Here is a 20,667-nt window from a genome sequence, read left to right on the forward strand (position 1 = left end):
AACCTGGAACGGGGACCGGCACCGCTCCGGAGCCGGGTCGGTGCCGGTCCGCGGCTGGGCCGAGGCCGATTGTCAGTGGTGGGTCCTACCGTCTTTTCCATGACGCGATCCGTACAGGCACTCGCCTATTCCCGCATGTCCGCACTGGAGTCCACGCAGTCCGGCAGGCTGCTCGGGCTCGAGACCTCCGGGGGTCTCACCCCCACCGGCGCCGAGGCCCATCCGCGCTTCTTCTCCGGGTTCGTGACATCCCCGCAGATCGCGGCGCGCGGGCTGCTCGCGGTCGCGGACGTGGCGGCCGCCCGCTACTACCAGCGGCAGCGGCCCGCGTCGCTGGACCCGGTGGTGACCGGCAACGGCGACCGGCTGCGCTTCGAGTCGTTCTCCGGCTGCGGCGGTGTCTACGCCCGGCTGGACGTCCTGAGCGAGGGCCTCGACGGCGCGGAGACCGGGCACGGCACCACCAACGTGGATGTGAACAACCCTCTGCGCGAGGCACTTTCGCGGATGGCGGGCGACGACCCGCTGCATCTGCGGGTGGGTCCTGAGGAGTTGGCGGTGACCACCCTGGACGGGCCGGTCGTGGAGAAGAAGGTCCCGCTGCCCGACCGCTGGCTGCGCGGTTTCGCCGAGGCGCAGGTCGCCTCCGCCGGTTTCGACCTGCGGGCCGAGCTGTCCGCCGCCGAGGCGGTCCGCTTCCTGCGCTCCCTGCCCAGGACGGCCGGCACCGGGCGCGGACCGATGTGGGTCGTGCCGGCCGGCCGGACGCTGCGGCCGACCACCCGGCCTGTGCCGGGCGCCGTCTGCCTGCCGGGCCCTGACCGGCTGATCGCGCTCCAGCGGGTGCTGCGGCACGCGACCGCGCTGCGGGTGTACGGCCCGGTGCCCGACGGGGCGGCGACCGCGAGCGCCTGGGAGGTGACGCTGCCGGGCATGCGGCTGACGCTGACGCTCTCACCCGACGCCTCCCGGGGCTTCTCCGGCGAGGGCGGTGTCCTGGAGGCGCTGGCCACGGAGGAGGCGGCGCAGGACGCCGAGCTGGTGTCGGTGCTCCTCGCCTGGGAGCCGCGGATCGATCTCGCGGATCTGGGTGAGCAGGCCGGTCTTCCCGTGGACCGGGTGCGCGCCGCGCTCACCCGGCTCGGCACGGCGGGCCGGGTCGGCTACGACGTGGCCGACGCCGCCTACTTCCACCGTGAGCTGCCGTACGACGCGGACCGCGCGGAGCGGCACAACCCCCGGCTGGTGGCGGCCCGCGCCCTCGCCGCGGAGGGGGCGGTGACCCTGGACGGTCAGCTCGCGAGCGTCGCCTCCGGGGAACGGCGCTATCAGGTACGGGAGTCGGGCGGGGCGCTGAGCTGCACCTGCCAGTGGTGGGCCGACTACCGCGGCCGGCGAGGACCGTGCAAACACGCCTTGGCGGTACGGATGGTGCGGCGCGGCGCGCTGGTCGCGGGCGGTGCCCGATGACGACCCTCACCCACACCGAGTCCGTCGCGGCCGCCTCGCCGGTCGACGAGCTGATGACCGCCGTCCGCGAGGGACTCCACGAGGACCTTCCCGGTCTGCTGAAGGCGCTGGACGCGGCCGGGCGCAAGACGGCGCTGGCCCGGCTCAAGGAGCTGCGCGTGGAGATGCGCGGCTGGGAGTGGGACCGCTGGCAGGAGCGCACCAAGCTCCAGCGCGCCCTGCTCGTCGCCGGGGCCGGCTGCCACACGGGCGCCGCGGCCGCCGCCGCCTGGATCGGCGCGCGGGATCTGCGCCGCTGGGACAGCCTCCCGACGGACCTCCTGAGGGAGGTGCTCGCCGACCGTGACCGGGCCTGGCTCGGCGATGTGGCACACCGGCTGGCGGCCCGTACGTCCACGGCCGACCAGGACTACGCCTTCATCCGCACGCTGGTGGACCTCTCCGGCTGCGCGGTGCCGACCACGGACGGCTATGTGCACGGCTGGGTGCGGGCGATCCGGCGCGCGGGACTGCTCACGGAGCTGCGGGCCGACCCGCAGACCCCTGTCCTGGTTCCCCGGCTCTTCGAGACGGCCGAGCTCGCCGGTCAGCTCGCCTGGTCGGCGGCGCTGGACGAGCCGGGCGGGTGGCCCGCCGTCCTCGTCGCGCTCTCCGAGGAGGGACTGGTCGAGCGGTCGCTGCTGGTGGACGCGGTGGTGGCCAGGCTGCTGAGGGGTGGCAAGCCCGGCGATCTGAAGTTCTTCCTGGTGCTGCTGCGGCGCCTCGCGCTGACCGCGTCGGAGGAGCGGGACCGTACGGCCGACTGGATCGGCATGGCGGCCGACGGCCCGTCGACCGTGGCGGGCCACGCCCAGGGGGTGCTGGCGCGGCTGGCCGAGTCGGGCGAGCTGCCGGCGCGGTCGCTCGCGGACATGTCGGCGTCGGTGCTTTTCCGTACGGAGAAGAAGCTCGTCCGGGCGCAGTTGGTCCTCCTCGGCAAGGTGCTGCGGCGGGACCAGGCGACCGCGGCCGAGCTGCTGCCGGTGATCGCCGAGGCGTTCGGGCACGAGGACACGGCCGTGCAGGAGCGGGCGCTGAAGCTGGTCGGCACGTTTCTGCCGGCGGTGGACGCGGAGCTTCGGGCCGAACTGGCCGGTGCGGCGGCCCTGCTGAGCCCGGTGCACCGGGAGGCGGCGGTTGCCGTCTTCGGGGCGGGAACGGCGGACGCGCGGGACGACGGCCCGTACGAGGAGCTGCTGCCGCCCGTACCGGAGCGGACGCGGCTGGCTCCGCCGGCCGCCACGCGCGCGGAGCTGCTGGAGGCGGTGGTCGTGTCGCTGCACTCCCGGCAGGGCGACGCGTCGGACGTCACCCATGTGGAGCGGACCCTCGACGACCTCGTCCGTCAGGCGCATCAGGACCGCGAGGGCCTGGTCCGGGAGCTCCGGCCGCTGGTCGAGAACGAATGGTGGTACACCTACAACAGCCCCGACCCCGGCCATCTGTCGCCGGTCGCGACGGTGGTGGCCGCACTGGTGGGGACGATCCGGCGCAAGGCCCTGGAGAAGGAGTTCTCGCCGCAGCGCACCCCGACACCGGACTGCGCGCACACGGCGCTGGCCCAGGTCCCGGCCGCGCGGGCCCGCGAGGCGGCCCTGCTGGCCGTGACCACACCGCCGCCGTTCCTGCTGGCCACCCCGACGTGGCACACCGGCGCCCTGGAGGCCCAGGAGCTGGTGGACCGGTTGGCGGTCTACCGCGACCTCGGACTGGAGCCCGCGCCGGTCGACTTCGCCCAGGCGCTGCTGCGCGTACGGCGCGGTCAGCCCGAGGCGGCCGCCGCGGCCGGCCGCGTCGGCACCCCGGCCGGCGAGCGGCTCGCCTCCTGGCTGGCGGTCGACGAACCCGCCCCACCCGCGCTGCGCCGGGTGGCCGAGCCGGTCGAGCGGACCTCGCCGCAGTGGATGTGGCACTACCCGGGTGTGCCGCGGATCGTCATGGAGACCAAGGAACGCCTCGCCCTCCAGCGGGACTTCCCGCGCCCCTTCCACTTCCTCGGCCGCCCGCACACCACTTCCGCGTACTGCTCCCACTGGTGGACGGGGGACGGGCAGTGGACGGCGATCCTCCCCCATGACCGGGAGAGTGTCGCGGTGTGGCTGCTGAGGGCGGTCACCGCCTGCGCGGACCAGGACCACCGGGGCGGTACGTGGAGTCTGCCGCTGCTGGTCGAGAGCGGCGGCGAGGCGGGGCCCGCACTGCACCTGGCGCTCGCCACCGGGCTCGGCGCCCGGCACGCGGAGGACCGGCTGGTCGCCGTGGACGCGCTGCTGGTGCTCGCGGCGCGGGGCGAGTTGGACGCGGCGCGGCTCGGCGGCGACATTGCCGAGTTGGTCGGACTCGGTACGGTGAAGGTCAACCGGCTGGCCGACTCGGTACGGACGGCGGCGGCCACGGGCGCGTATGCCACGATGTGGTCCGTCCTGGCCGCGGCCCTGCCCGGACTCCTCGCGCGGGAGTCGGTGCCGCGAGGGCTCGGGGAGGTGCTGGCCGTCGCCGCCGACTGCGTCGAGCGGTGCGGGGCGGTCGGAGCGATACCGGGGCTCGACGGACCGGCAGGCAGGGGCGGCGGGTCTCAACTGGTCGTCCAGGCAAAGCGGCTGCGAGCCGCCCTGGCGCGGGAGGTCGAACGGCCCACCAGCGAACCGTCGTAAATCAGTCATTAAGCGGCCAGATCGCCACTTAACCCATCAGTCACATATCGTTCGTGATCACGCAACACCGCTGGGTCACAGTGAATCCATGACTGATGTGACCTCCGCGAAGAGTGCCCGCCGCCCCCACCACTGGCGGCGGGACCTCATCGAACTGGCTGCTCTGTTCACCGCCGTGGTCGTCGCCGACACCATCGCCAAGACCGTCGTCCACGGCCCCGACGGCCCCTACCTGCTGGTCTTCTCGGCGATCGCCCTGATCGGCACAGCCACGTTCCACACGTGGTGGGCACGGCGCCACAGCCATGCGCCCCCCGCCGGTGATACCGGCAGCGGCACGACGCCGCTGCCGGTACGCTCCGGGACCGGCCGGCCGGCCGCGGACCGGACGGCCGCCGAGACCGCCCTGTGGCGGATGCGGACCACCGTCCGTGACGAGCCGGGCAGCCTCGCCTCGTTGTGCATCGCCCTGGCCCGCCACCAGGTCGACATTCTCACCCTCCAGACGCACCCGCTCTCCGAGGGCACGGTCGACGAGTTCCTCCTGCGGGCACCAACGACCCTGCAGGCTACCCAGCTCACCCGGGAGATCGCCGCGGCCGGCGGCAGCTCCACCTGGATCGAGCGGGCCGACGCCCACGACCTCGTGGACACCCCGACCCGACTGCTCGGCCTGGCCACCCGCACCGCCCTCGACGCGGCGGAACTACCCCTGGCCCTGCGTCAGTTGCTGGGCCGCTGCACCATCCGCTCCCGCCCCGCCGTCTCACTCTCCGGCCGTCCGACCGGTGAGAGCGCCCCGGTCGAAGGGGTGCTGGAGGAGACGGTGATCCGCCTGCGCGACCCGAACGGCGGCGTGATCACCATCGAGCGCCCCTATCTGCCGTTCACCCCGACCGAGTTCGCCCGCGCCCGGGCGCTGGTCGAGCTCGACGCCCGTCTCGGCCCGCGCGTCCCGCGCAGCCAGGACGTCCTCACCCTCCCCGAGGGCAACGAGATCACGGTCCGCCGCGCCGACCAGTCCGACCTGGCCGCCGCCGTCGCCATGCACGAGCGCTGCTCCGAGCGCACCCTCGGCCTGCGCTACCACGGCCCGGTCGCCGACGCCGACCGCTATCTGAACCATCTGCTCAGCCCGCGCTACGGCCGCACCCTCGCCGTCCAGACGGCCTCCGGGCGGCTCGTCGCCCTCGGCCATCTGCTCTGGGACGGCGACGAGACCGAGGTCGCCCTGCTCGTCGAGGACGACTGGCAGCGCCGGGGCATCGGCTCCGAACTCCTCGGCCGGCTGGTGTCCCTGGCCGTCGAGGCCGGCTGCGGCAGCGTCTACGCCGTCACCCAGGCCTCCAACACCGGCATGGTCGCCGCCATGCGCGCGCTGAACCTCCCCCTCGACTACCAGATCGAGGAGGGCACGCTGGTGATCACCGCCCGGCTGGACGCCACCCCCGTGCCCTCGCGCCTCCCCTACGAGGAGTTCCACCGCGCGGACCACTGATGGCCGGTTCCGGCGTACGCGGCTCCGCCTGCGCGCGCCGGCCCGCCATCACCCCGGGGACGGGTTTCGGGCCACCCGCCGGAGGCATGCGGCAGGAACGCCCGTCATGGACGTCACCTGCGGGACGGCGGGCAGGCAACGGCACCTCAGCCGGTGGGTCCGGCCACGGCGACCCGTCGGAATCCGGCCAAACTCGGCCGCGCCTGTGGCCGGTGCCGTCGGGGACGGGTCCGCCCGGACCGGCGCGAACTGATCGGTCCGCTCATGCGGGCCGCACCGCCATTTCCGCCCTCCGCGCGCCCCGGTCCCGTACCCGCCCACCGCCCTCCCGTCGGGGCCGCCAGGTCCGGACCGGGCCGACCTGCGACGACGCCTACGGGCCGGTCGCACCGGCCCCGTCGAGGGGCTCCGCGGGCGCCCCGCCGGTCCTCCCGGCCCGGCGCGAGGGGCCTTCACACCCGCCCCGCGCGGGCGCTCACTTGTCAGCCGTATGAGATCGACTGAGGGTGACGCGGAGGCATCGGAGGTACGAGGATGAGACCCATGCCAGAGCTTTCCAGCACCCCGCTGCTCCTGCCCCGCCAGGTCGCCGACGCCTATGTCGACGCACTCATCGAGCTCGACCCGATCACCGGTACCTACCTGGGAGTCCAGAAGAGCGCAGGTCTGCTCCCCGACTTCACCCCGGCCGGCCAGGAGGCGCTGGCCGAACTCGCCCGGGAGACCCTCGCCCGCCTCGACAAGGCGGAGACACGGCCGGGGGCCGACAGCGACGCCGAACGGCGCTGCGGCCGGCTGCTGCGTGAGCGCCTCATGGCGGAACTGGCCGTGCACGAGGCCGACGAGGCGCTGTGCGCGGTGAGCAACATGCGCTCCCCCGCGCACAGTGTCCGGATCGTGTTCACCGTGATGCCGACGGAAACGGACGAGGACTGGGCGGCCGTCGCCGAGCGGCTGCGCGCGGTCCCCGCCGCGCTGGAGGGCTACCGCGCCTCCCTCGCCCTCGGCCTGGAGCGCAAGCTGCTCGGCGGCCCGCGCGCCACGGCCACCTTCATCGGCCAGCTCACGGAGTGGGCGGGCGGGGAGGGGACGACGGGGCGCGGCTGGTTCGAGGAGTTCGCCGCGGGCGGCCCCGCCGAGCTGCGGGTCGAGCTGGACACGGCGGCCCGTGGCGCGACCCGGGCCGTGGCGGAGCTGCGGGACTGGATGCGGGACGTGTACGCGCCGGCGGTCAAGGACGCCCCGGACACGGTGGGCCGCGAGCGGTACCAGCGTTGGACGCGGTATTTCAACGGCACCGACTTCGACCTCGACGAGGCGTACGCGTACGGCTGGTCCGAATACCACCGGCTGCTGGGCGAGATGAAGACCGAGGCCGAGAAGATCCTGCCGGGCGCGGGCCCCTGGGAGGCGCTCGCCCACCTCGATGTGCACGGCACCCACATCGAGGGCGTCGAAGAGGTCCGCGTCTGGCTGCAGAACCTGATGGACGAGGCGATCGAGGCGCTCGACGGCACCCACTTCGAACTCGCCGAGCGGGTACGGAAGGTGGAGTCCCGGATCGCCCCGCCCGGCGGCGCGGCCGCGCCGTACTACACCGGCCCGTCCGAGGATTTCTCCCGCCCCGGCCGGACCTGGCTGCCGGTCGACGGCGAGACCCGGTTCCCCGTCTACGACCTGGTGTCGACCTGGTACCACGAAGGTGTGCCGGGCCACCACCTCCAGATCGCGCAGTGGGTGCACGTCGCCGACCAACTCTCCCGCTACCAGGCGACCATCGGCGGCGTCTCCGCCAACGCGGAGGGCTGGGCGCTCTACGCGGAGCGGCTCATGGACGAACTGGGCTTCCTGCCGGACGCGGAGCGGCGCCTGGGCTACCTCGACGGACAGATGATGCGGGCCTGCCGGGTCATCGTCGACATCGGCATGCATCTGGAGCTGGAGATTCCGGCGGACTCGCCGTTCCACCCGGGCGAGCGGTGGACGCCCGAGCTGGCACAGGAGTTCTTCCAGCGGCACAGCAGCCGCCCGCCGGCCTTCGTGGAGAGCGAGATGACCCGCTACCTCTCGATGCCGGCGCAGGCCATCGGCTACAAACTGGGCGAGCGGGCCTGGCTGCTCGGCCGGGAGAACGCCAAGGCCGCCCACGGCGACGCCTTCGACGCCAAGGCGTGGCACATGGCGGCCCTGTCGCAGGGCCCGCTGGGTCTGGACGACCTGGTCGACGAACTCTCGCGGCTGTGAGGGATGTTGCGGCGACGGCTCGGGGCGTGACGGACGGATCCGCGGCCGTGGCGGGCCGGTCCGTCGCGGTCGGGGTCGGGGTCCTGTTCCCGGCGGATCCGCTGCGCGCGGTCCGGGCCGATCCCGTCTTCCGGGACGAGGCGGCGGCCGTCCGTGCCGCGGGCGGGACCGTCGCACTCGTGGACCATGACGCCCTGGCCGCCGGGGACCTGGACGGCGCCCTCGCGCGCGTGCCCCGGGACTCGGGGCCGTACTGGTACCGGGGCTGGATGGTCGACTCCGTATGGTACGAGCAGGCCGAGCGGGCGCTCGCCACGCACGGGTGCGCGCTGCTCAGCAGCGGCGCGGCGTACCGGCGGGCGCATGAACTGCCCGGCTGGTACGGCGTGTTCGAGCGGCTCACCCCGCGCAGCGTCTGGCTGCCCCTGACGGCCGGAGCGGCCGTGTCCGACGAGGAGCTGGCCGCCCTGGCGGCCCGGCTCGGAGCCGGACCGGTGATCGTCAAGGACTATGTGAAGTCCCGCAAGCACGAGTGGGACGAGGCCTGTTACGTGCCCCGGGCAGAGGACCGGGCCCGGTTCGCGGCGGTGGCGCGCCGTTTCCTGGAGCTCCAGGAGGACACGCTCGCCGGTGGGCTGGTGGTACGGGAGTACGAACGGTTCGTCGCGGGCGGCGAGGCGCGCGTGTGGTGGGTGGACGGCGAACCGGTCCTCGTGACCGCGCACCCCGACACCCCCGGCCACCTCCCCTCCCCCGCGCTCGGCGAGGTAGCCGCGGCCGTGCGCGTCCTCGGCTGCCGGTTCGTCACCACCGATCTCGCCCTGCACGAGGACGGTCGCTGGCGCGTCGTCGAGGTGGGCGACGGGCAGGTCAGCGGGCTGCCTGCGGGCGTCGACCCGGCCCCGCCGCGGACCGCGCTGCTGGGCGCGCTGCTCGGCGCCGCGAGCCGACCGGTGAGCCACCGGGCCCCGTAGGTCCGGTCCCCGGACCTCCCTTGATCATCCGCGGACCGGCCTGCTATCTCTCCCTCATGAGCGGATATACACCCGACGCCACGGACTGGCGGATCCTCGAGGCCCTCCAGCAGCAGGGCAGGGCCAGCTTCGCCGAGCTCGCGCGGACGGTGTCCATGTCGGCCAGCGCCGTCACCGAGCGGGTACGGCGGCTGGAGGAGACCGGGGTGATCTCCGGGTACACCGCTGTGGTCGACCAGGAGCGGCTGGGCCTGCCGATCCTGGCATTCGTACGCCTGCGTTATCCGAACGGCAACTACAAGCCGTTCCACGATCTGCTCGACACGACACCCGAGGTGCTGGAGGCGCACCACGTGACCGGCGACGACTGCTTCGTGATCAAGGTCGCGACGCGGTCGATGAAGCACCTGGAGGAGATCTCCGGGAAGATCGGCACGCTCGGGTCGGTGACGACGAGCGTCGTCTACTCGTCGCCGCTGCCGCGCCGCCCCATCGGCCGCTGACGCCTCCCCAATACGGGCCCTAAGGGCCTTACGCGGTCAGCCGCCGACCGGTGAGGAACGGAGCCGGACCGTCGAACCGTGCCGTTCCTTCACCACCTCCAGCTGCGCGGGGATCCGGCGGCGCAGATCGGGTACGTGGCTGACGATGCCGACGCTGCGGTCCCGTTCCCGGAGGGAGTCCAGGACGTCGAGGACCTCGTCGAGCGTCTGGTCGTCCAGGCTGCCGAAGCCCTCGTCGATGAAGAGGGTGTCCAGGCGCACGCCGCCCGCCTCGTCGGTGACGACGTCGGCGAGGCCGAGGGCCAGCGCGAGCGAGGCGAAGAAGGTCTCCCCGCCGGAGAGGGTCGCGGTGTCCCGCTCGACACCCGTCCAGGCGTCGACGACATGCAGCCCGAGGCCGGCGCGCTTGCCGCCGGTGCGGGCGTCGGAGTGGACGAGGGTGTAGCGGCCCGCGGACATACGCCGCAGACGGGCGGTGGCGGCCGCCGCGACCTGCTCCAGGCGGGCGGCGAGGACGTACGACTCCAGGCGCATCCGGCGCTCGTTCTCGGCGGAGGTGCCGGCCGTCAGGGCGGCGAGCCGGGCGACGCGGTCGTACTCCTCCCGCAGCGGGCCGAGGGCGCGGACCTCGTCCTCCGCCTGCCGGGAGAGCCGAGCGAGCGCGGCGCACCGCTCGCGTACGGACCCCAGCGCGGCGTCCGCGTCCCGCACCGCCCGCTCCGCCTCGGCGAGGACGGCCTGCGTGGTGTCCGGCGTGGCGGGCGGGCGCTCGGCAGCGGCCCGGGTCTCCGGCTCGGCGAGCCGGTCGGCGACGGCTGCGGCCTCCGCCTGGAAGGCGTCGAGCCGGTGCTGGAGGTCGCGGTGTCCGGCGTCGTCGAGCAGCGCGGCCGCGGCGTCGGCTGGCGTGTCGAACCCGGCCCGGAAGGCGGCGTCGGCGAGCCGGTCGTCGGCCTCCTTGAGCCGCAGCGCCGTGGCCTCGACGGCCCGTACGGCCTCGGCGGCGCCGTCGAGCCGCGCGATCTCCTCCTCGAGCAGCGCGGCCCGCTCGGCGACGCTTTCGGCCTCGCCCCGGGCCTTGGCCAACTCCTGTTCCAGGGAGGCCTGCTCCTGGTCGAGCGTCTCCCACCGCGAGGTCCGCGCGGACACCCGCAGCTCGGCCTGCTGCCGTGCCTCGATCCGCTCCTCGTACTCCCTCTCGGCCCGCGCGAGCTCCTGCTCGGCTTCGTGCCTCCCCCCGGCGGCGGCCCGCGCGACTCCATGCGCCGCCTCAAGCTGAGCCACGGCCTCCGCGAGCGCCCCGACGGTGGGCTCGTCCTCCGCGACCGGGTCGCCCCCGGCTCCGGTCGGGGAGCCCTGCGCCGACGCGCCCAGGTCGCCGGCGTCGGCCGCCGCACCCGCGGCGGCGGTCACCGCACCGCCCGTCGGCGCGTCCAGGCCCGCCCTCACTTCCGCTCGCGCCGCGCCGAGGGCCTCGCGGGCCGCCGCGAGGGTGGCTGCGGCGGTCGATTTCGCGGCGGAGGCGCGGGTGTGGGTCTCGTAGGCCGCGTCCTCCGTCGCCTTGTCGACATGGTCGGCGTCGGCGCGGGCGGGGGCCGGGTGGTCCTGGGAGCCGCAGACGGCGCAGGACTCGCCGGAGACCAGCCCCGCGGCGAGTTCCGCCGCGATGCCGCGCAGGCGGCGGGACTTGAGGTCGAGCCAGGCCTCGTGCGCGTCGAGGGCGCGTTCGCGGGCGGCGGTCAGGTCGGATTCGGCGGCTCGTACGTCCGCCGCGAGGGCGTCGCGGCGGCGGGCGGCGGAGAGGCGGCGGCGGGCTGGTTCGAGGCGGCCGGCGAGGTGCTCGGCGCGGGTCGCGGCCTCCTGGGCGTCGGCGATGCGCTGCTGGAGGGCGCCGCGGGTGGCGTCCCAGTGGGCCAGCCAGCCGGCCGCCTCCTGGAGGGTCTCCTCGTCGGCCTGGGCCTGGCGTTCCAGGTCCGCCCGCTCAGCGGTGATCCTGGCGTGGCGCACCTCGTCCCGGCGGGCGGCGTCGAGGGCGCCGAGGTCCTGCCGGAGGCGGCTTTCGCGCGCGGAGAGCTGTTCGGCGCCCGCGTCGGCGAGGCCGGGCGGCAGCGCGGCCCGGATACGGGCGTGGGCGGCGCTCGCCGTGTCGTGGGCGCGGACGGCCTCGTCGCGCAGGGCGAGCGCGGGGGCGACGCGTTCGGCCTTGCGGGAGCGGTCGAGGCGGGCCTGCCAGCCGTCGCGTTCGGCCCGCCGCCGCTCCAGTTCGTCGGCGCGGCGCCGGGCGTCGGCGTGCCGCTGCTGGAGCGCGGCGAGCTCCCGCTCGGCGTCCAGCGCGTGCCGCGCGGCGGTCTGGCGGTGCTCCGCCGCGGTCAGTGCCGACCCGGCGATGTCGAGGGCTTCGCGTGCGTCGGAGCGGGCGAGCGCCGCCCATCGCAGGACGGCGTCGGCGAGACCCGGCTCACCGGGCCGCTCCTCGACGCCGGCGGCGGCCGTGGGGGCCGCCGCCTGCGCCATGCGGTGCGCGAGGGCGAGGAGCCGTTCGTCGCCGTCCTTGACCCGCTGCTCCGCCGCGCGCCGCAGCTCGGCGAGGCGCTCCTCGACGGCGGCGAACCGCCGGGTGTCGAAGAGGCGTCCGAGGAGCTTGCCGCGGGCCTCCGCGTCGGCCCGCAGGAACCGCGCGAAGTCGCCCTGCGGCAGGAGCACCACCTGGCAGAACTGCTCCCGGCTCATCCCCATGAGCTGGGTGATCTCCTCGCCGATCTCCTGGTGGGAGCGGCTGAGCGGCTTCCACGCGGCGCTCGGGGCGTCGTACTCGCGCAGCCAGCTCTGGGCCTTCTCGGTGGTGAAGCCGGTGCCCTTCTTCTTGGGGCGTGGCTGGGCCGGCCGCCGGGTGATCTCCAGGCGCCGCTCACCCACGGTCAGTTCGAGGACGACCTCGGTGGGCGTACCGGTGGGGGTGTGGTCGCTGCGCAGGGACGTGCCGGGGGTCTGGCGGGCGCCGGGCACCGCGCCGTACAGGGCGTAGCAGACGGCGTCGAGGACGGAGGTCTTCCCGGCTCCGGTGGGGCCGTGGAGGAGGAAGAGCCCGGCGGAGGAGAGCGCGTCGAAATCGATCTCCTGGGTGGTGCCGAAGGGGCCGAAGCCGGTGACGCTCAGGCGGTGGAGCCTCATCCGGCCGTCACCTCGCGCTCGGCCGCGTCCACCCGTACGTCGTCGAAGGCGGCCCGCAGCACGGCCCGCTCGGCGTCGTCGGGGCCCGCCCCGCCCCGTACATGGGCCACGAAGTCCTCCGCGACCTGCTGGTCGGTGCGGTCGCGCAGCCGCTGCGCGTAGGAGGCCTCGGGGTCCTCGGTGGTGCGCTCGGGTTCGAAGACGAGGCTGAGGGTGTGCGGGAAGCGGGCGGTGAGGCGGGCCATGGGCTCGACGGGCCGTACGGCGTCGGTGAGGGTCGCCTCCACCCAGGCGTCCTCGTGGCGTACGAGCGCGGGGTCGGCGAGCAGGTCCGCGAGGTGGCCGCGGATGCGGGCGAGCGGCCGGGGCACCGGACAGTCGATCCGCTCCGCCGTGACCGTTCCGTCGGCGTCGAGGTCGACGAGCCACATGGTCTTGCGGTGGGTGGTCTCGGAGAAGGAGTAGGCGAGCGGGGAGCCGGAGTAGCGCACGCGCTCGCTCACGGTCTGGCAGCCGTGCAGATGCCCGAGGGCGACGTAGTCGACGCCGTCGAAGATGCCCGCGGGGACGGCGGCGACGCCGCCGACGGTGATGTCGCGTTCGCTGTCGCTCGGTTCGCCGCCCGCGACGAAGGCGTGGGCGAGGACGACGGAGCGGGTGCCCGGCGCGCGGGTGGCGAGGTCGGCGCGGACCCGGTCCATGGCGGCGCCGAGGACGGCCTCGTGTCCGGCCTTGGGGGCGCCGAACTCCTCCCGTACGAGGGTGGGTTCCAGGTAGGGCAGGCCGTAGCAGGCCACCTCGCCGTGGGCGTCGGTGAGCAGGACGGGGGTGCCGGCGCCGGCGGGGTCGGTGCGCAGATGGATGCCGGCCCGCTCGATGAGCCGGGCGCCGACGCCGAGCCGGCGTGCGGAGTCGTGGTTTCCGGAGATCATCACGGTGGGTACGCCGGCGTCGGCGAGCCGGTGCAGCGCCGTGTCGAAGAGTTCCACGGCGGGCAGCGGGGGCACGGCCCGGTCGTAGACGTCGCCTGCCACCAGCACCGCGTCCACGTCGCGCTCACGCACCGTCGCCACCAGGTGGTCGAGGAACGCGCGCTGGGCGTCGAGCAGGCCGACCCGGTGGAACGACCGTCCCAGGTGCCAGTCCGACGTGTGCAGGAATCTCATGATCCCTGAGGGTAGTGGCGGGGTGTGACATCCCGGGCGGCTTCGGCGTTCTTCGTGACCGCCGCCGCGCGGACCCGCCGCCGGGCCCCACGCTCCGGCACCTCAGGCCCAGGCACCTCAGGCCCAGGCCTCCCGGCCTCCGGCATCCCGGGCCCAGGCACCCCGGGCCGAGCCATCCCCGCCTCAGCCATCCCCGTACGCCTCGCCGCCGAGTTCGAGCCCGGCGGTGCCCGCCGTCGCATCCGCCAGCCAGGCCCGGAAGGCGTCGACGTCGGCGTCGGGCAGGCCGATCTCGATGGTCACTCCGTCCGCGTAGCGGACCTCGCGCACGGAGCGGCCGGTCGCCCGCAGGTCGTTCTCCAGCTTTCCGGCGCGCTGGTGGTCGACGGTGACGGTGGCGAGCCGGTAGCGGTGGCGGGTGAGGGTGCCGAGCTCGTCGAGGGCTTCGCCGACGACTCCGCCGTAGGCCCTGATGAGCCCGCCGGCGCCGAGCTTGACGCCGCCGTAGTAGCGGGTGACGACAGCCGCGACATAACGGACTTCTCGCCGCATCAGCATCTGGAGCATGGGGACGCCCGCGGTACCGCCCGGCTCGCCGTCGTCGCTGGCCTTCTGCACGGCGGCGTCGGCCCCGACGACGTACGCGTAGCAGTTGTGCGTGGCCGTCGGGTGCTCCTTGCGCACGCGGGCGACGAAGTCCTGCGCCTCGTGTTCGGTGGCGACGGGCGCGAGCGCGCAGATGAAGCGGGATCGGTTGATCTCGCTCTCGTGCACGCCCGCGCGGGCGATGGTCCGGTACTGCTCCTGCATCCCGCCACCCTACGCAGCAGGCCGGCCGGGGCGGGAATCCTCCGGTGCGGGCGTTCGTTGGCATGGGCGAACGGACTGACGAGCAGCGGGAGGTACGGCGTGGCCATCGAGAGGGACGTGACGAGGGACACGGCGGCGGACACCACGGCGGACACCGCGGCGGACATGACCGCCGGCACCGACGAGACCGTCCGCAAGATCCTCACCCGCGGCGGGGACACCTGGGCCGTGGTGGGCCTCTCCTCGAACCGCTCCCGCGCCGCCTACGGCGTGGCGGCGGTGCTGCAGCGCTACGGCAAGCGGATCGTGCCGGTGCACCCGAAGGCCGAGACGGTCCACGGCGAGCAGGGGTACGCGTCCCTCGCCGACATCCCCTTCCCGGTGGACGTGGTGGACGTCTTCGTCAACAGCCACCTGGCCGGAGCCGTCGCCGACGAGGCCGTCGCGATCGGCGCGAAGGCCGTCTGGTTCCAGCTGGGCGTGATCGACGAGGAGGCGTACGCGCGCACGCGTGAGGCCGGTGTCGACATGGTCATGGACCGCTGCCCCGCGATCGAGATCCCGCGGCTCGGCTGAGGCCGGGGCGGGCCGTGGGGCAGGAGGGCTCGGCTCCGTACCGGTTACCGGTACGGGGCGGCCCGCAGCTGAGTGATCGTCGCGCCCCCGGAGCGCCGGTCGGGCCGCCGATCGTGGCGCCGGTCGCCGTCGGCGGTGGCGCCCGCGCCCGAGCGGCGCAGCACCAGCGTCATCCGGGTGTACCCCATGTCACGCAGGGTGTGGGAGGTCTCGTCGACGACCCGGCAGTGCGTCCGGCCCCAGCGCGGGTCGGGGTGGCGCAGCGGTCGTACGGCCCCGTCCCGGGAGACGGTCTCGGGGCCCACGGCCTCGATCCAGTGCGGCAGGCCCTGCTGGTAGGCGGCGTCCATGATCGGGTCGTCGGCGATGTCGCGCCGGATGGCCTGCAGTCCGCGGTCCTGCCCGTGGGTCTCGACCTGCGTGGCGAACTGCGCCAGCATCGGCAGGCACCAGGAGGTCTCCCGCTCGGGCAGGACGGTGTCCGCGTCGGGGTGGAAGAGGACGAAGCGCAGGACGTTGTCGCCGGGCATGGCGGTGGGGTGCGGGCCGATGCCACGGAAGAGGGCGTCGTAGGCCGGGTTGGTGAGGACGACGTCCCATCGATGGTCGAAGAGAACGGAGGGATGGGTGACGGCGTCCATCAAGGCGCCGTAGTCGCGGAGGTATTCGTCGTCGCGCGGGCCCTTGGCGTCCCGTGCGCGGTCGCTCCGGTGCCCGGAGCCGGGCCCCGTGGCCAGCGTCAGATGGGCCGGCCGGGTGCGGGCCGGACGTCCGGCCGCCGCATCTCGCGTCATGCAGATGTCACCCTTCCCGACCCTCTTCCTTCGTGCTTCGGCGGCCGCGCGGTGGCACGCTTTCGCCACGCTCACACCGCGTGGCGATGGTGCTACGCGCACTGCAAGCGCGTCAACTATTGTGGCATTTCCAGCCGTTCACCGCTCATTGAACGGCGGAAAATGCCACAGCTGTGGCAAGGTCTGGCCGGTAGCCGCTGTCGGGCGTTAGCCTCCGGAGAGCCCGCTGCGCAGGACACGAGGAGAGCTAGTGGTGACGGACGGCTTCCCGGTGTCGGCCCCGACCGCGACGGACCGCCTCGCCGCGACCGTCGCCCGTGTCACCGAACTGGCCGGCAAACTCTCCGCCCCCACGGCCGAGGTCTTCGACATCGCCCGCCTCTCCGAGGCGTCGGGCGTGCCCGCGGACGTCGTACGGGCGCTGCTGGCGGGCCGGCCGGCCGGGGAACCGGACCTTCAGACACGCTTCCTGCAGCGCTTCGATCTGCTGCGCCGGACCCGGCTCAAGCCCAACGGCCGCCGCTACACCCAGCAGGAGATAGCCGACGGGGCGGGCATGTCGCGGCAGCAGGCCGGGGCCCTCATCAACGGTGACCGGCGCCCCACCATGGAGCACTGCGACGCCATCCAGCGCTTCTTCCGGGTCCATGCCGGCTTCCTGACGGCCGAGGATCCCGAGGCGCTGGCGGGCGCCCTCCAGCGGACCGAGCAGGAACTCCTCCAGCGGCTCACCGAACTCGACCGCGCGAAGGCCCCGGCGCTGCCCGGCGAGGCCGGCCGGGAGACGGACCGGCTGGAGCGGCTGCTGCAGGACCACGGCGTGCGTGGCATCGCCTGGCGGGCCGCGCAACTGCCCACCGACCAGCACCGGGACAAGGTGACGGAGTGGCTGGACATGCTCCTGGAGAGCGTCAAGCGGCCCGAGTCGTGAGCCGGGGGAGAACTGTGGGCAGGGGCAAGGAAATGCGGCGGCTGCGCGACGAACTGGTCGCGGGGCTCACTCTTGCGGCGCCGGCCGCGCCGTCCGATCTCTACCAGGCGCTGTGCGACGGCATGAGCAGGCGCCGGGGCCGTCCGGTCCAGTACCGCATGGCCGCCTTTCCGCCGGCGACCGCCAGCGGCCTGTGGCTCGACATGGCCGACCAGGATCTCGTGGTGATCGAGGAGCGCACCGCGCCCGACCACCAACTGGTCATCCTGGGCCATGAGTTATGGCATATGAACGCGGGTCACTGCAGTCACCACGTCGAGGGAGCGGCGGTCGCCTCCCGGGTCCTCTCGGACGACGCCGATCTCACGGCTGCGGTACGGCAGGTCGCGGCGCGTACGCAGTTCGACCAGGCCGAGGAGAACGAGGCGGAGAGCTTCGGTCTGATGCTGGCGAGCAAGTGCCGCGCCTGGCTGACCGGGTCGACGCTGCGCGGCCCCGCACGGGAGAACGGACTGGCCGGCCGGATCGAGGCGTCCCTGGGATATCGAGGGCCCCGGGGCTGAGGGATGGACGGTACGGTCTACTACGCTCCGGCCGCCGTCATGGCGATCGCGCTGGGCTTCAAGCTGCCCGCGCTGACCCGTGCCTGGCGCGATCCGCTGCTGCGGTCGGTGTGCGCGCTGCTCGCGCTCGCCGGAATGGTGTTCTTCTTCGCCGCGCCGCCCACGATCCATGAGGTCAACCGGCTGACGGGAATCCCCAACTTCTCGGCGCCGCTGGTGTACGCGCTGCTGAGCGCGTTCTCCGCGTCCTGTCTGGTGCTCATCGTCAACTGGCGCGGCGGCCCGCCGGAGGTGACCCGGCGGATCTCCCGCCGCTGGATCGCCGGGTACAGCGTGGTGATCGTGGCGCTGTGGGTGCTGTTCGCCCTCGGGGACGCGCCCGTGGAGCGGCTGCGGGACCTCGACACGTACTACTGCTCCACGCCGTACATCCGCGAGATGATCCTGCTCTACCTCGCGGCGCTCACGGTGGCGGGGTTCGCGATGACGATCCTGTGCTGGCGGTGGTCGCTGCGGGTCCGTGGCTGGCTGCGGACCGGCCTGGTGATCATCGTGATCGGCTACCTGTTCAACATCGCCTATCTGGTGACCAAGTTCTCGGCGGTGTTCGCCCGTTGGGCGGGGCACGACTGGGACGAGCTGAGCAGCTCCGTCGCCCCGGTCCTCGCCTCGGCCGGGGCGCAGGTCAGCGCGGTGGGGTTCTGTCTGCCACTGGCCTGCCAGCGGATGGCGGACGCGTGGTCCGCACGGGTGACCTACCGTCGTCTGGAGCCGCTGTGGGACGAGCTGGCGGCGGTCGCGCCGCCGCACGCGCGCGGGGTGCGGCTGTTCTGGTGGTCGTCGGGTGAACTGCGGGTCACCCAGCGGGAGTCCGACATCCACGACGGGATGCTGATCCTCTATCCGTACTTCGACGCACGGGTACGGGACGATGCCTACGAGGCCGCGCTACGGGCCGGATCCGATCCGGCGCAGGCACAGGCGGAGGCGGACGCGGCGATGGTGACGGCCGCGGTACGGGCCCGGGCGGCGGACCCGGAAGGCAAGATCATATGCTCGGCCGAGGGATCGGCGTCCGCGTTCGAGCCGTCCGAGGGCCCACGCGATCTGGTGCGGATGTCCCTCGCCATGCGTCAGTCACCCGTTGTCGCGGCAGCCCGAGGGCTCGCGGCCAGGCAGGAGAGCCAATTCCATGAGCGAACCCGATAGAGCGCGCCGGACGCACCAACCGCGGCGGGCGACGCCCCGCCACGGGGCGGACCGGCGGCATGCCGTCGTCATCGGCGGCGGCATGGCGGGCATGCTGGCCGTCGCGGCGCTGCGCGACCGCGCCGACACGATCACTGTCGTCGAGCGTGATGTACTGCCCGCCGGTCCGGAGCCGCGCAAGGGCCTCCCCCAGGCCCGGCACGTCCATGTCCTGTGGTCGGGCGGGGCCCGGGCGATCGAGGACCTGCTGCCCGGGGTGACCGACCGCTGGCTGGCCGCCGGAGCGCGCCGCGTCCCGCTGCCGACCGGTCTGGTGTCGATGCAGGCACAGGGCTGGATCCGGCGCTGGCCCGAGATGCAGTTCATGATCGCCTGTAGTCGCGATCTGCTGGACTGGGTGGTCCGCGAGGAGGTCGTGGCGCTGCCCGGCGTGACCGTCCTGGAGCGCACCGAACTGCTCTGCCTGGAGGGCGATTCCACGCGCGTCACCGGCGTACGGGTCCGTGACGCCGAGGGGGCCGAGCGGGTCCTGGAAGCGGATCTCGTGGTGGACGCCTCGGGCCGGGGGTCGCGGGCGCCGGCCTGGCTCGCCGCGCTCGGGGTGCCGCGGGTGCACGAGGAGGAGGTCGACTCCGGGCTGGTGTACGCGAGCCGGATCTTCCGTGCCCCCGAGGGCGCCGAGGACTATCCCGTGGTCAATGTGCAGTCGGACGCGCGTGAGCCGCGGCCGGGGCGGACGACGACGATCGTGCCGATCGAGGGGCGCCGCTGGCAGGTCACGCTCTCGGGCACCCGGGGCGGCCAGCCGAGCGGCGCCGTCGACGAGTTCGAGGCCTTCGCCCGGTCCGTCCGTCACCCCGTGGTGGGCGAACTGATCGCGCACGCCGAGCCGCTGACCGATGTGGCGGTCTCCCGCAGCACGGTCAACCGCCGCCGGTTCTTCGAGAAGGTACGGGAGTGGCCGGAGGGGTTCGTGGCGCTCGGCGACGCCGTCGCCACGTACAACCCCGTGTACGGGCACGGTCTTTCGGTGGCCGCGCAGGGCGCGGTGGCGCTGCGGGAGAACGTCTCCGTCCACGGTCCGGCGGCTCCGGGCCTGGCGCAGCGCGTGCAGCGGGCGGTGGCACGGCCGGTCGCCACGGCCTGGGACCTGGCCACCGGACAGGACATCCTCTATCCGGGCGCCGTCGGCAAGCAGCCCGGCATCGCCGCCAAGGCGCTGCGTCACTACGTGGACCGGCTGCTGCTCACGGCCACCGGGCGTCCGCGGATCACCAAGGCGTTCTTCGACGTCATCACCTTGTCCGCCCCGGTGACCTCGCTGGTGAAGCCGGACATCGTCCTCGGGGTGCTGCGCGGGCCCAGGAGGCCGCCGCTGGACACCCCGCCGCTCACCGAGCGGGAGTTGACGACCGTGACGGGCGCGGCCGCCGACCGGCCTTAGCCGCTCGGCCCGCCCGCGCCCGCGTCCCCGGCGGCCTCAGCCGATCCCGAGGCCGTCGAGGACGACCGCGCCGGGCAGCTCGGCGAAGAGCTTGCCGGGCACGATGAGCTTGCCCCGGCGGCGGCCGCTGCCGATGAGGACCCATTCGGTGTCGACGACGGCCGCGTCCACGAGGAGCGGCCAGTCGGCGGGCAGTCCGACGGGGGTGATCCCGCCGTACTCCATCCCGGTCTCGCCGGTGGCCGTGTCCATGGAGGCGAAGCTGACCTTGCGGGCGCCGAGTTGTCTGCGCACGACGCCGTTGACGTCCACCCGCGCCCTGGACAGGACGACGCAGGCTGCCAGCGTCGTCTCACCGGCCCGCTTGGCCGCGACGACGACGCAGTTGGCCGACGTGTCGAGCAGTTCCCTGCCGTGGTGCTCGGCGAAGACGGCGGTGTCGGCGATGGCCGGGTCGGTGTCCACGTAAAGGAGTTGGTCGGCCGGGACGGTGCCCTGCCGACCGCGGACGGCGGTGGCGACGGGCGCGGTGAGCAGGTCCAGGCAGTCGGGGGCGGGGCGGGCGTCGTCGAAGGAGCCGATGGGTGCACGCATGGCGGCACGCTAACAGCCGCCGAGATGGGC

General features: G+C 74.0%; 16 protein-coding genes. 11 read left to right on the forward strand and 5 right to left on the reverse strand.

Features of this window, described 5'->3' with window-relative positions; translation table 11 throughout:
• The first annotated feature begins 99 nt into the window (after positions 1-99).
• The 6 genes from ACZ7LT_RS26365 (at position 100) to ACZ7LT_RS26390 (ending at position 9,382) form a co-directional block, all read left to right on the forward strand.
• Positions 100-1,470 carry an SWIM zinc finger family protein gene (locus tag ACZ7LT_RS26365; RefSeq protein ID WP_471238567.1) on the forward strand — a complete coding sequence of 457 codons (1,371 nt, stop codon included), beginning with the start codon at positions 100-102 and terminating at the stop codon, positions 1,468-1,470.
• Positions 1,467-4,163 (forward strand): DUF6493 family protein, encoded by a 2,697-nt coding sequence (locus tag ACZ7LT_RS26370; RefSeq protein ID WP_471238568.1) that lies wholly within the window; start codon positions 1,467-1,469, stop codon positions 4,161-4,163. The genes ACZ7LT_RS26365 and ACZ7LT_RS26370 overlap by 4 nt, the downstream gene beginning before the upstream one ends.
• Before the next feature lie 88 nt (positions 4,164-4,251).
• Complete coding sequence (locus tag ACZ7LT_RS26375) at positions 4,252-5,661, forward strand: GNAT family N-acetyltransferase (protein ID WP_471238569.1); 1,410 nt, start codon at positions 4,252-4,254, stop codon at positions 5,659-5,661.
• Positions 5,662-6,204: 543 nt separating this feature from the next.
• The gene (locus ACZ7LT_RS26380) at positions 6,205-7,905 is read left to right on the forward strand and encodes a DUF885 domain-containing protein (protein WP_471238570.1); all 1,701 of its coding nucleotides are present in this window, start codon (positions 6,205-6,207) and stop codon (positions 7,903-7,905) included.
• A gap of 26 nt (positions 7,906-7,931) precedes the next feature.
• Complete coding sequence (locus ACZ7LT_RS26385; RefSeq protein ID WP_471238571.1) at positions 7,932-8,879, forward strand: ATP-grasp domain-containing protein; 948 nt, start codon at positions 7,932-7,934, stop codon at positions 8,877-8,879.
• 56 nt (positions 8,880-8,935) lie between these two features.
• Positions 8,936-9,382, forward strand: a complete 447-nt coding sequence (locus ACZ7LT_RS26390) for an Lrp/AsnC family transcriptional regulator (protein WP_471238572.1) — start codon at positions 8,936-8,938, stop codon at positions 9,380-9,382.
• Between the two features lie 36 nt (positions 9,383-9,418).
• On the opposite strand, the gene ACZ7LT_RS26395 is transcribed toward ACZ7LT_RS26390, so the two are convergent.
• The 3 genes from ACZ7LT_RS26395 to ACZ7LT_RS26405 all read right to left on the reverse strand — a co-directional run bounded on the left by ACZ7LT_RS26395 (position 9,419) and on the right by ACZ7LT_RS26405 (position 14,526).
• Positions 9,419-12,550, reverse strand: coding sequence for an AAA family ATPase (locus ACZ7LT_RS26395; protein ID WP_471238573.1), 3,132 nt, complete (start codon positions 12,548-12,550; stop codon positions 9,419-9,421).
• Complete coding sequence (locus ACZ7LT_RS26400) at positions 12,547-13,716, reverse strand: exonuclease SbcCD subunit D (protein ID WP_471238574.1); 1,170 nt, start codon at positions 13,714-13,716, stop codon at positions 12,547-12,549. The genes ACZ7LT_RS26395 and ACZ7LT_RS26400 overlap by 4 nt, the downstream gene beginning before the upstream one ends.
• A gap of 183 nt (positions 13,717-13,899) precedes the next feature.
• Positions 13,900-14,526, reverse strand: coding sequence for a YigZ family protein (locus ACZ7LT_RS26405; RefSeq protein WP_471238575.1), 627 nt, complete (start codon positions 14,524-14,526; stop codon positions 13,900-13,902).
• A gap of 165 nt (positions 14,527-14,691) precedes the next feature.
• Between ACZ7LT_RS26405 and ACZ7LT_RS26410 the strand changes: the two genes are divergently transcribed.
• Entirely contained in the window at positions 14,692-15,102 is a 411-nt protein-coding gene (locus tag ACZ7LT_RS26410; RefSeq protein ID WP_471238656.1) for a CoA-binding protein, read from the forward strand.
• Between the two features lie 44 nt (positions 15,103-15,146).
• Here ACZ7LT_RS26410 and ACZ7LT_RS26415 read toward each other — a convergent pair whose 3' ends face one another.
• On the reverse strand, positions 15,147-15,896 hold the full coding sequence (locus tag ACZ7LT_RS26415) for an MmyB family transcriptional regulator (RefSeq protein WP_471238576.1): 750 nt from the start codon (positions 15,894-15,896) through the stop codon (positions 15,147-15,149).
• A 253-nt stretch (positions 15,897-16,149) separates the two neighbouring features.
• Between ACZ7LT_RS26415 and ACZ7LT_RS26420 the strand changes: the two genes are divergently transcribed.
• Genes ACZ7LT_RS26420 through ACZ7LT_RS26435 form a run of 4 tightly spaced genes read left to right on the forward strand, consistent with a single transcriptional unit; the run spans position 16,150 to position 20,043 of the window.
• Entirely contained in the window at positions 16,150-16,827 is a 678-nt protein-coding gene (locus ACZ7LT_RS26420) for a helix-turn-helix domain-containing protein (protein WP_471238577.1), read from the forward strand.
• A 32-nt stretch (positions 16,828-16,859) separates the two neighbouring features.
• Positions 16,860-17,390, forward strand: coding sequence for a toxin-antitoxin system, toxin component (locus ACZ7LT_RS26425; protein WP_471238657.1), 531 nt, complete (start codon positions 16,860-16,862; stop codon positions 17,388-17,390).
• Between the two features lie 3 nt (positions 17,391-17,393).
• Positions 17,394-18,599: an MAB_1171c family putative transporter gene (locus ACZ7LT_RS26430; RefSeq protein ID WP_471238578.1), complete on the forward strand. Its 1,206-nt coding sequence runs from the start codon at positions 17,394-17,396 to the stop codon at positions 18,597-18,599.
• Positions 18,583-20,043 carry an FAD-dependent oxidoreductase gene (locus ACZ7LT_RS26435; RefSeq protein ID WP_471238579.1) on the forward strand — a complete coding sequence of 487 codons (1,461 nt, stop codon included), beginning with the start codon at positions 18,583-18,585 and terminating at the stop codon, positions 20,041-20,043. Before ACZ7LT_RS26430 ends, ACZ7LT_RS26435 begins: the two co-directional genes overlap by 17 nt.
• Positions 20,044-20,079: 36 nt before the next feature.
• On the opposite strand, the gene ACZ7LT_RS26440 is transcribed toward ACZ7LT_RS26435, so the two are convergent.
• Positions 20,080-20,637 carry a YbaK/EbsC family protein gene (locus ACZ7LT_RS26440; RefSeq protein WP_471238580.1) on the reverse strand — a complete coding sequence of 186 codons (558 nt, stop codon included), beginning with the start codon at positions 20,635-20,637 and terminating at the stop codon, positions 20,080-20,082.
• Positions 20,638-20,667 lie beyond the last annotated feature (30 nt).

The sequence above is a fragment of the Streptomyces sp. NPDC039465 genome (assembly GCF_055639315.1).

Coding starts and splice junctions, on each gene's coding strand:
- ACZ7LT_RS26415 (WP_471238576.1), bottom strand. CDS start 15,896: ATGACGCGAGATGCGGCGGCCGGACGTCCGGCCCGCACCCGGCCGGCC.
- ACZ7LT_RS26395 (WP_471238573.1), bottom strand. CDS start 12,550: ATGAGGCTCCACCGCCTGAGCGTCACCGGCTTCGGCCCCTTCGGCACC.
- ACZ7LT_RS26430 (WP_471238578.1), top strand. CDS start 17,394: ATGGACGGTACGGTCTACTACGCTCCGGCCGCCGTCATGGCGATCGCG.
- ACZ7LT_RS26400 (WP_471238574.1), bottom strand. CDS start 13,716: ATGAGATTCCTGCACACGTCGGACTGGCACCTGGGACGGTCGTTCCAC.
- ACZ7LT_RS26410 (WP_471238656.1), top strand. CDS start 14,692: ATGACCGCCGGCACCGACGAGACCGTCCGCAAGATCCTCACCCGCGGC.
- ACZ7LT_RS26425 (WP_471238657.1), top strand. CDS start 16,860: ATGCGGCGGCTGCGCGACGAACTGGTCGCGGGGCTCACTCTTGCGGCG.
- ACZ7LT_RS26380 (WP_471238570.1), top strand. CDS start 6,205: ATGCCAGAGCTTTCCAGCACCCCGCTGCTCCTGCCCCGCCAGGTCGCC.
- ACZ7LT_RS26440 (WP_471238580.1), bottom strand. CDS start 20,637: ATGCGTGCACCCATCGGCTCCTTCGACGACGCCCGCCCCGCCCCCGAC.
- ACZ7LT_RS26390 (WP_471238572.1), top strand. CDS start 8,936: ATGAGCGGATATACACCCGACGCCACGGACTGGCGGATCCTCGAGGCC.
- ACZ7LT_RS26435 (WP_471238579.1), top strand. CDS start 18,583: ATGAGCGAACCCGATAGAGCGCGCCGGACGCACCAACCGCGGCGGGCG.
- ACZ7LT_RS26375 (WP_471238569.1), top strand. CDS start 4,252: ATGACTGATGTGACCTCCGCGAAGAGTGCCCGCCGCCCCCACCACTGG.
- ACZ7LT_RS26365 (WP_471238567.1), top strand. CDS start 100: ATGACGCGATCCGTACAGGCACTCGCCTATTCCCGCATGTCCGCACTG.
- ACZ7LT_RS26370 (WP_471238568.1), top strand. CDS start 1,467: ATGACGACCCTCACCCACACCGAGTCCGTCGCGGCCGCCTCGCCGGTC.
- ACZ7LT_RS26405 (WP_471238575.1), bottom strand. CDS start 14,526: ATGCAGGAGCAGTACCGGACCATCGCCCGCGCGGGCGTGCACGAGAGC.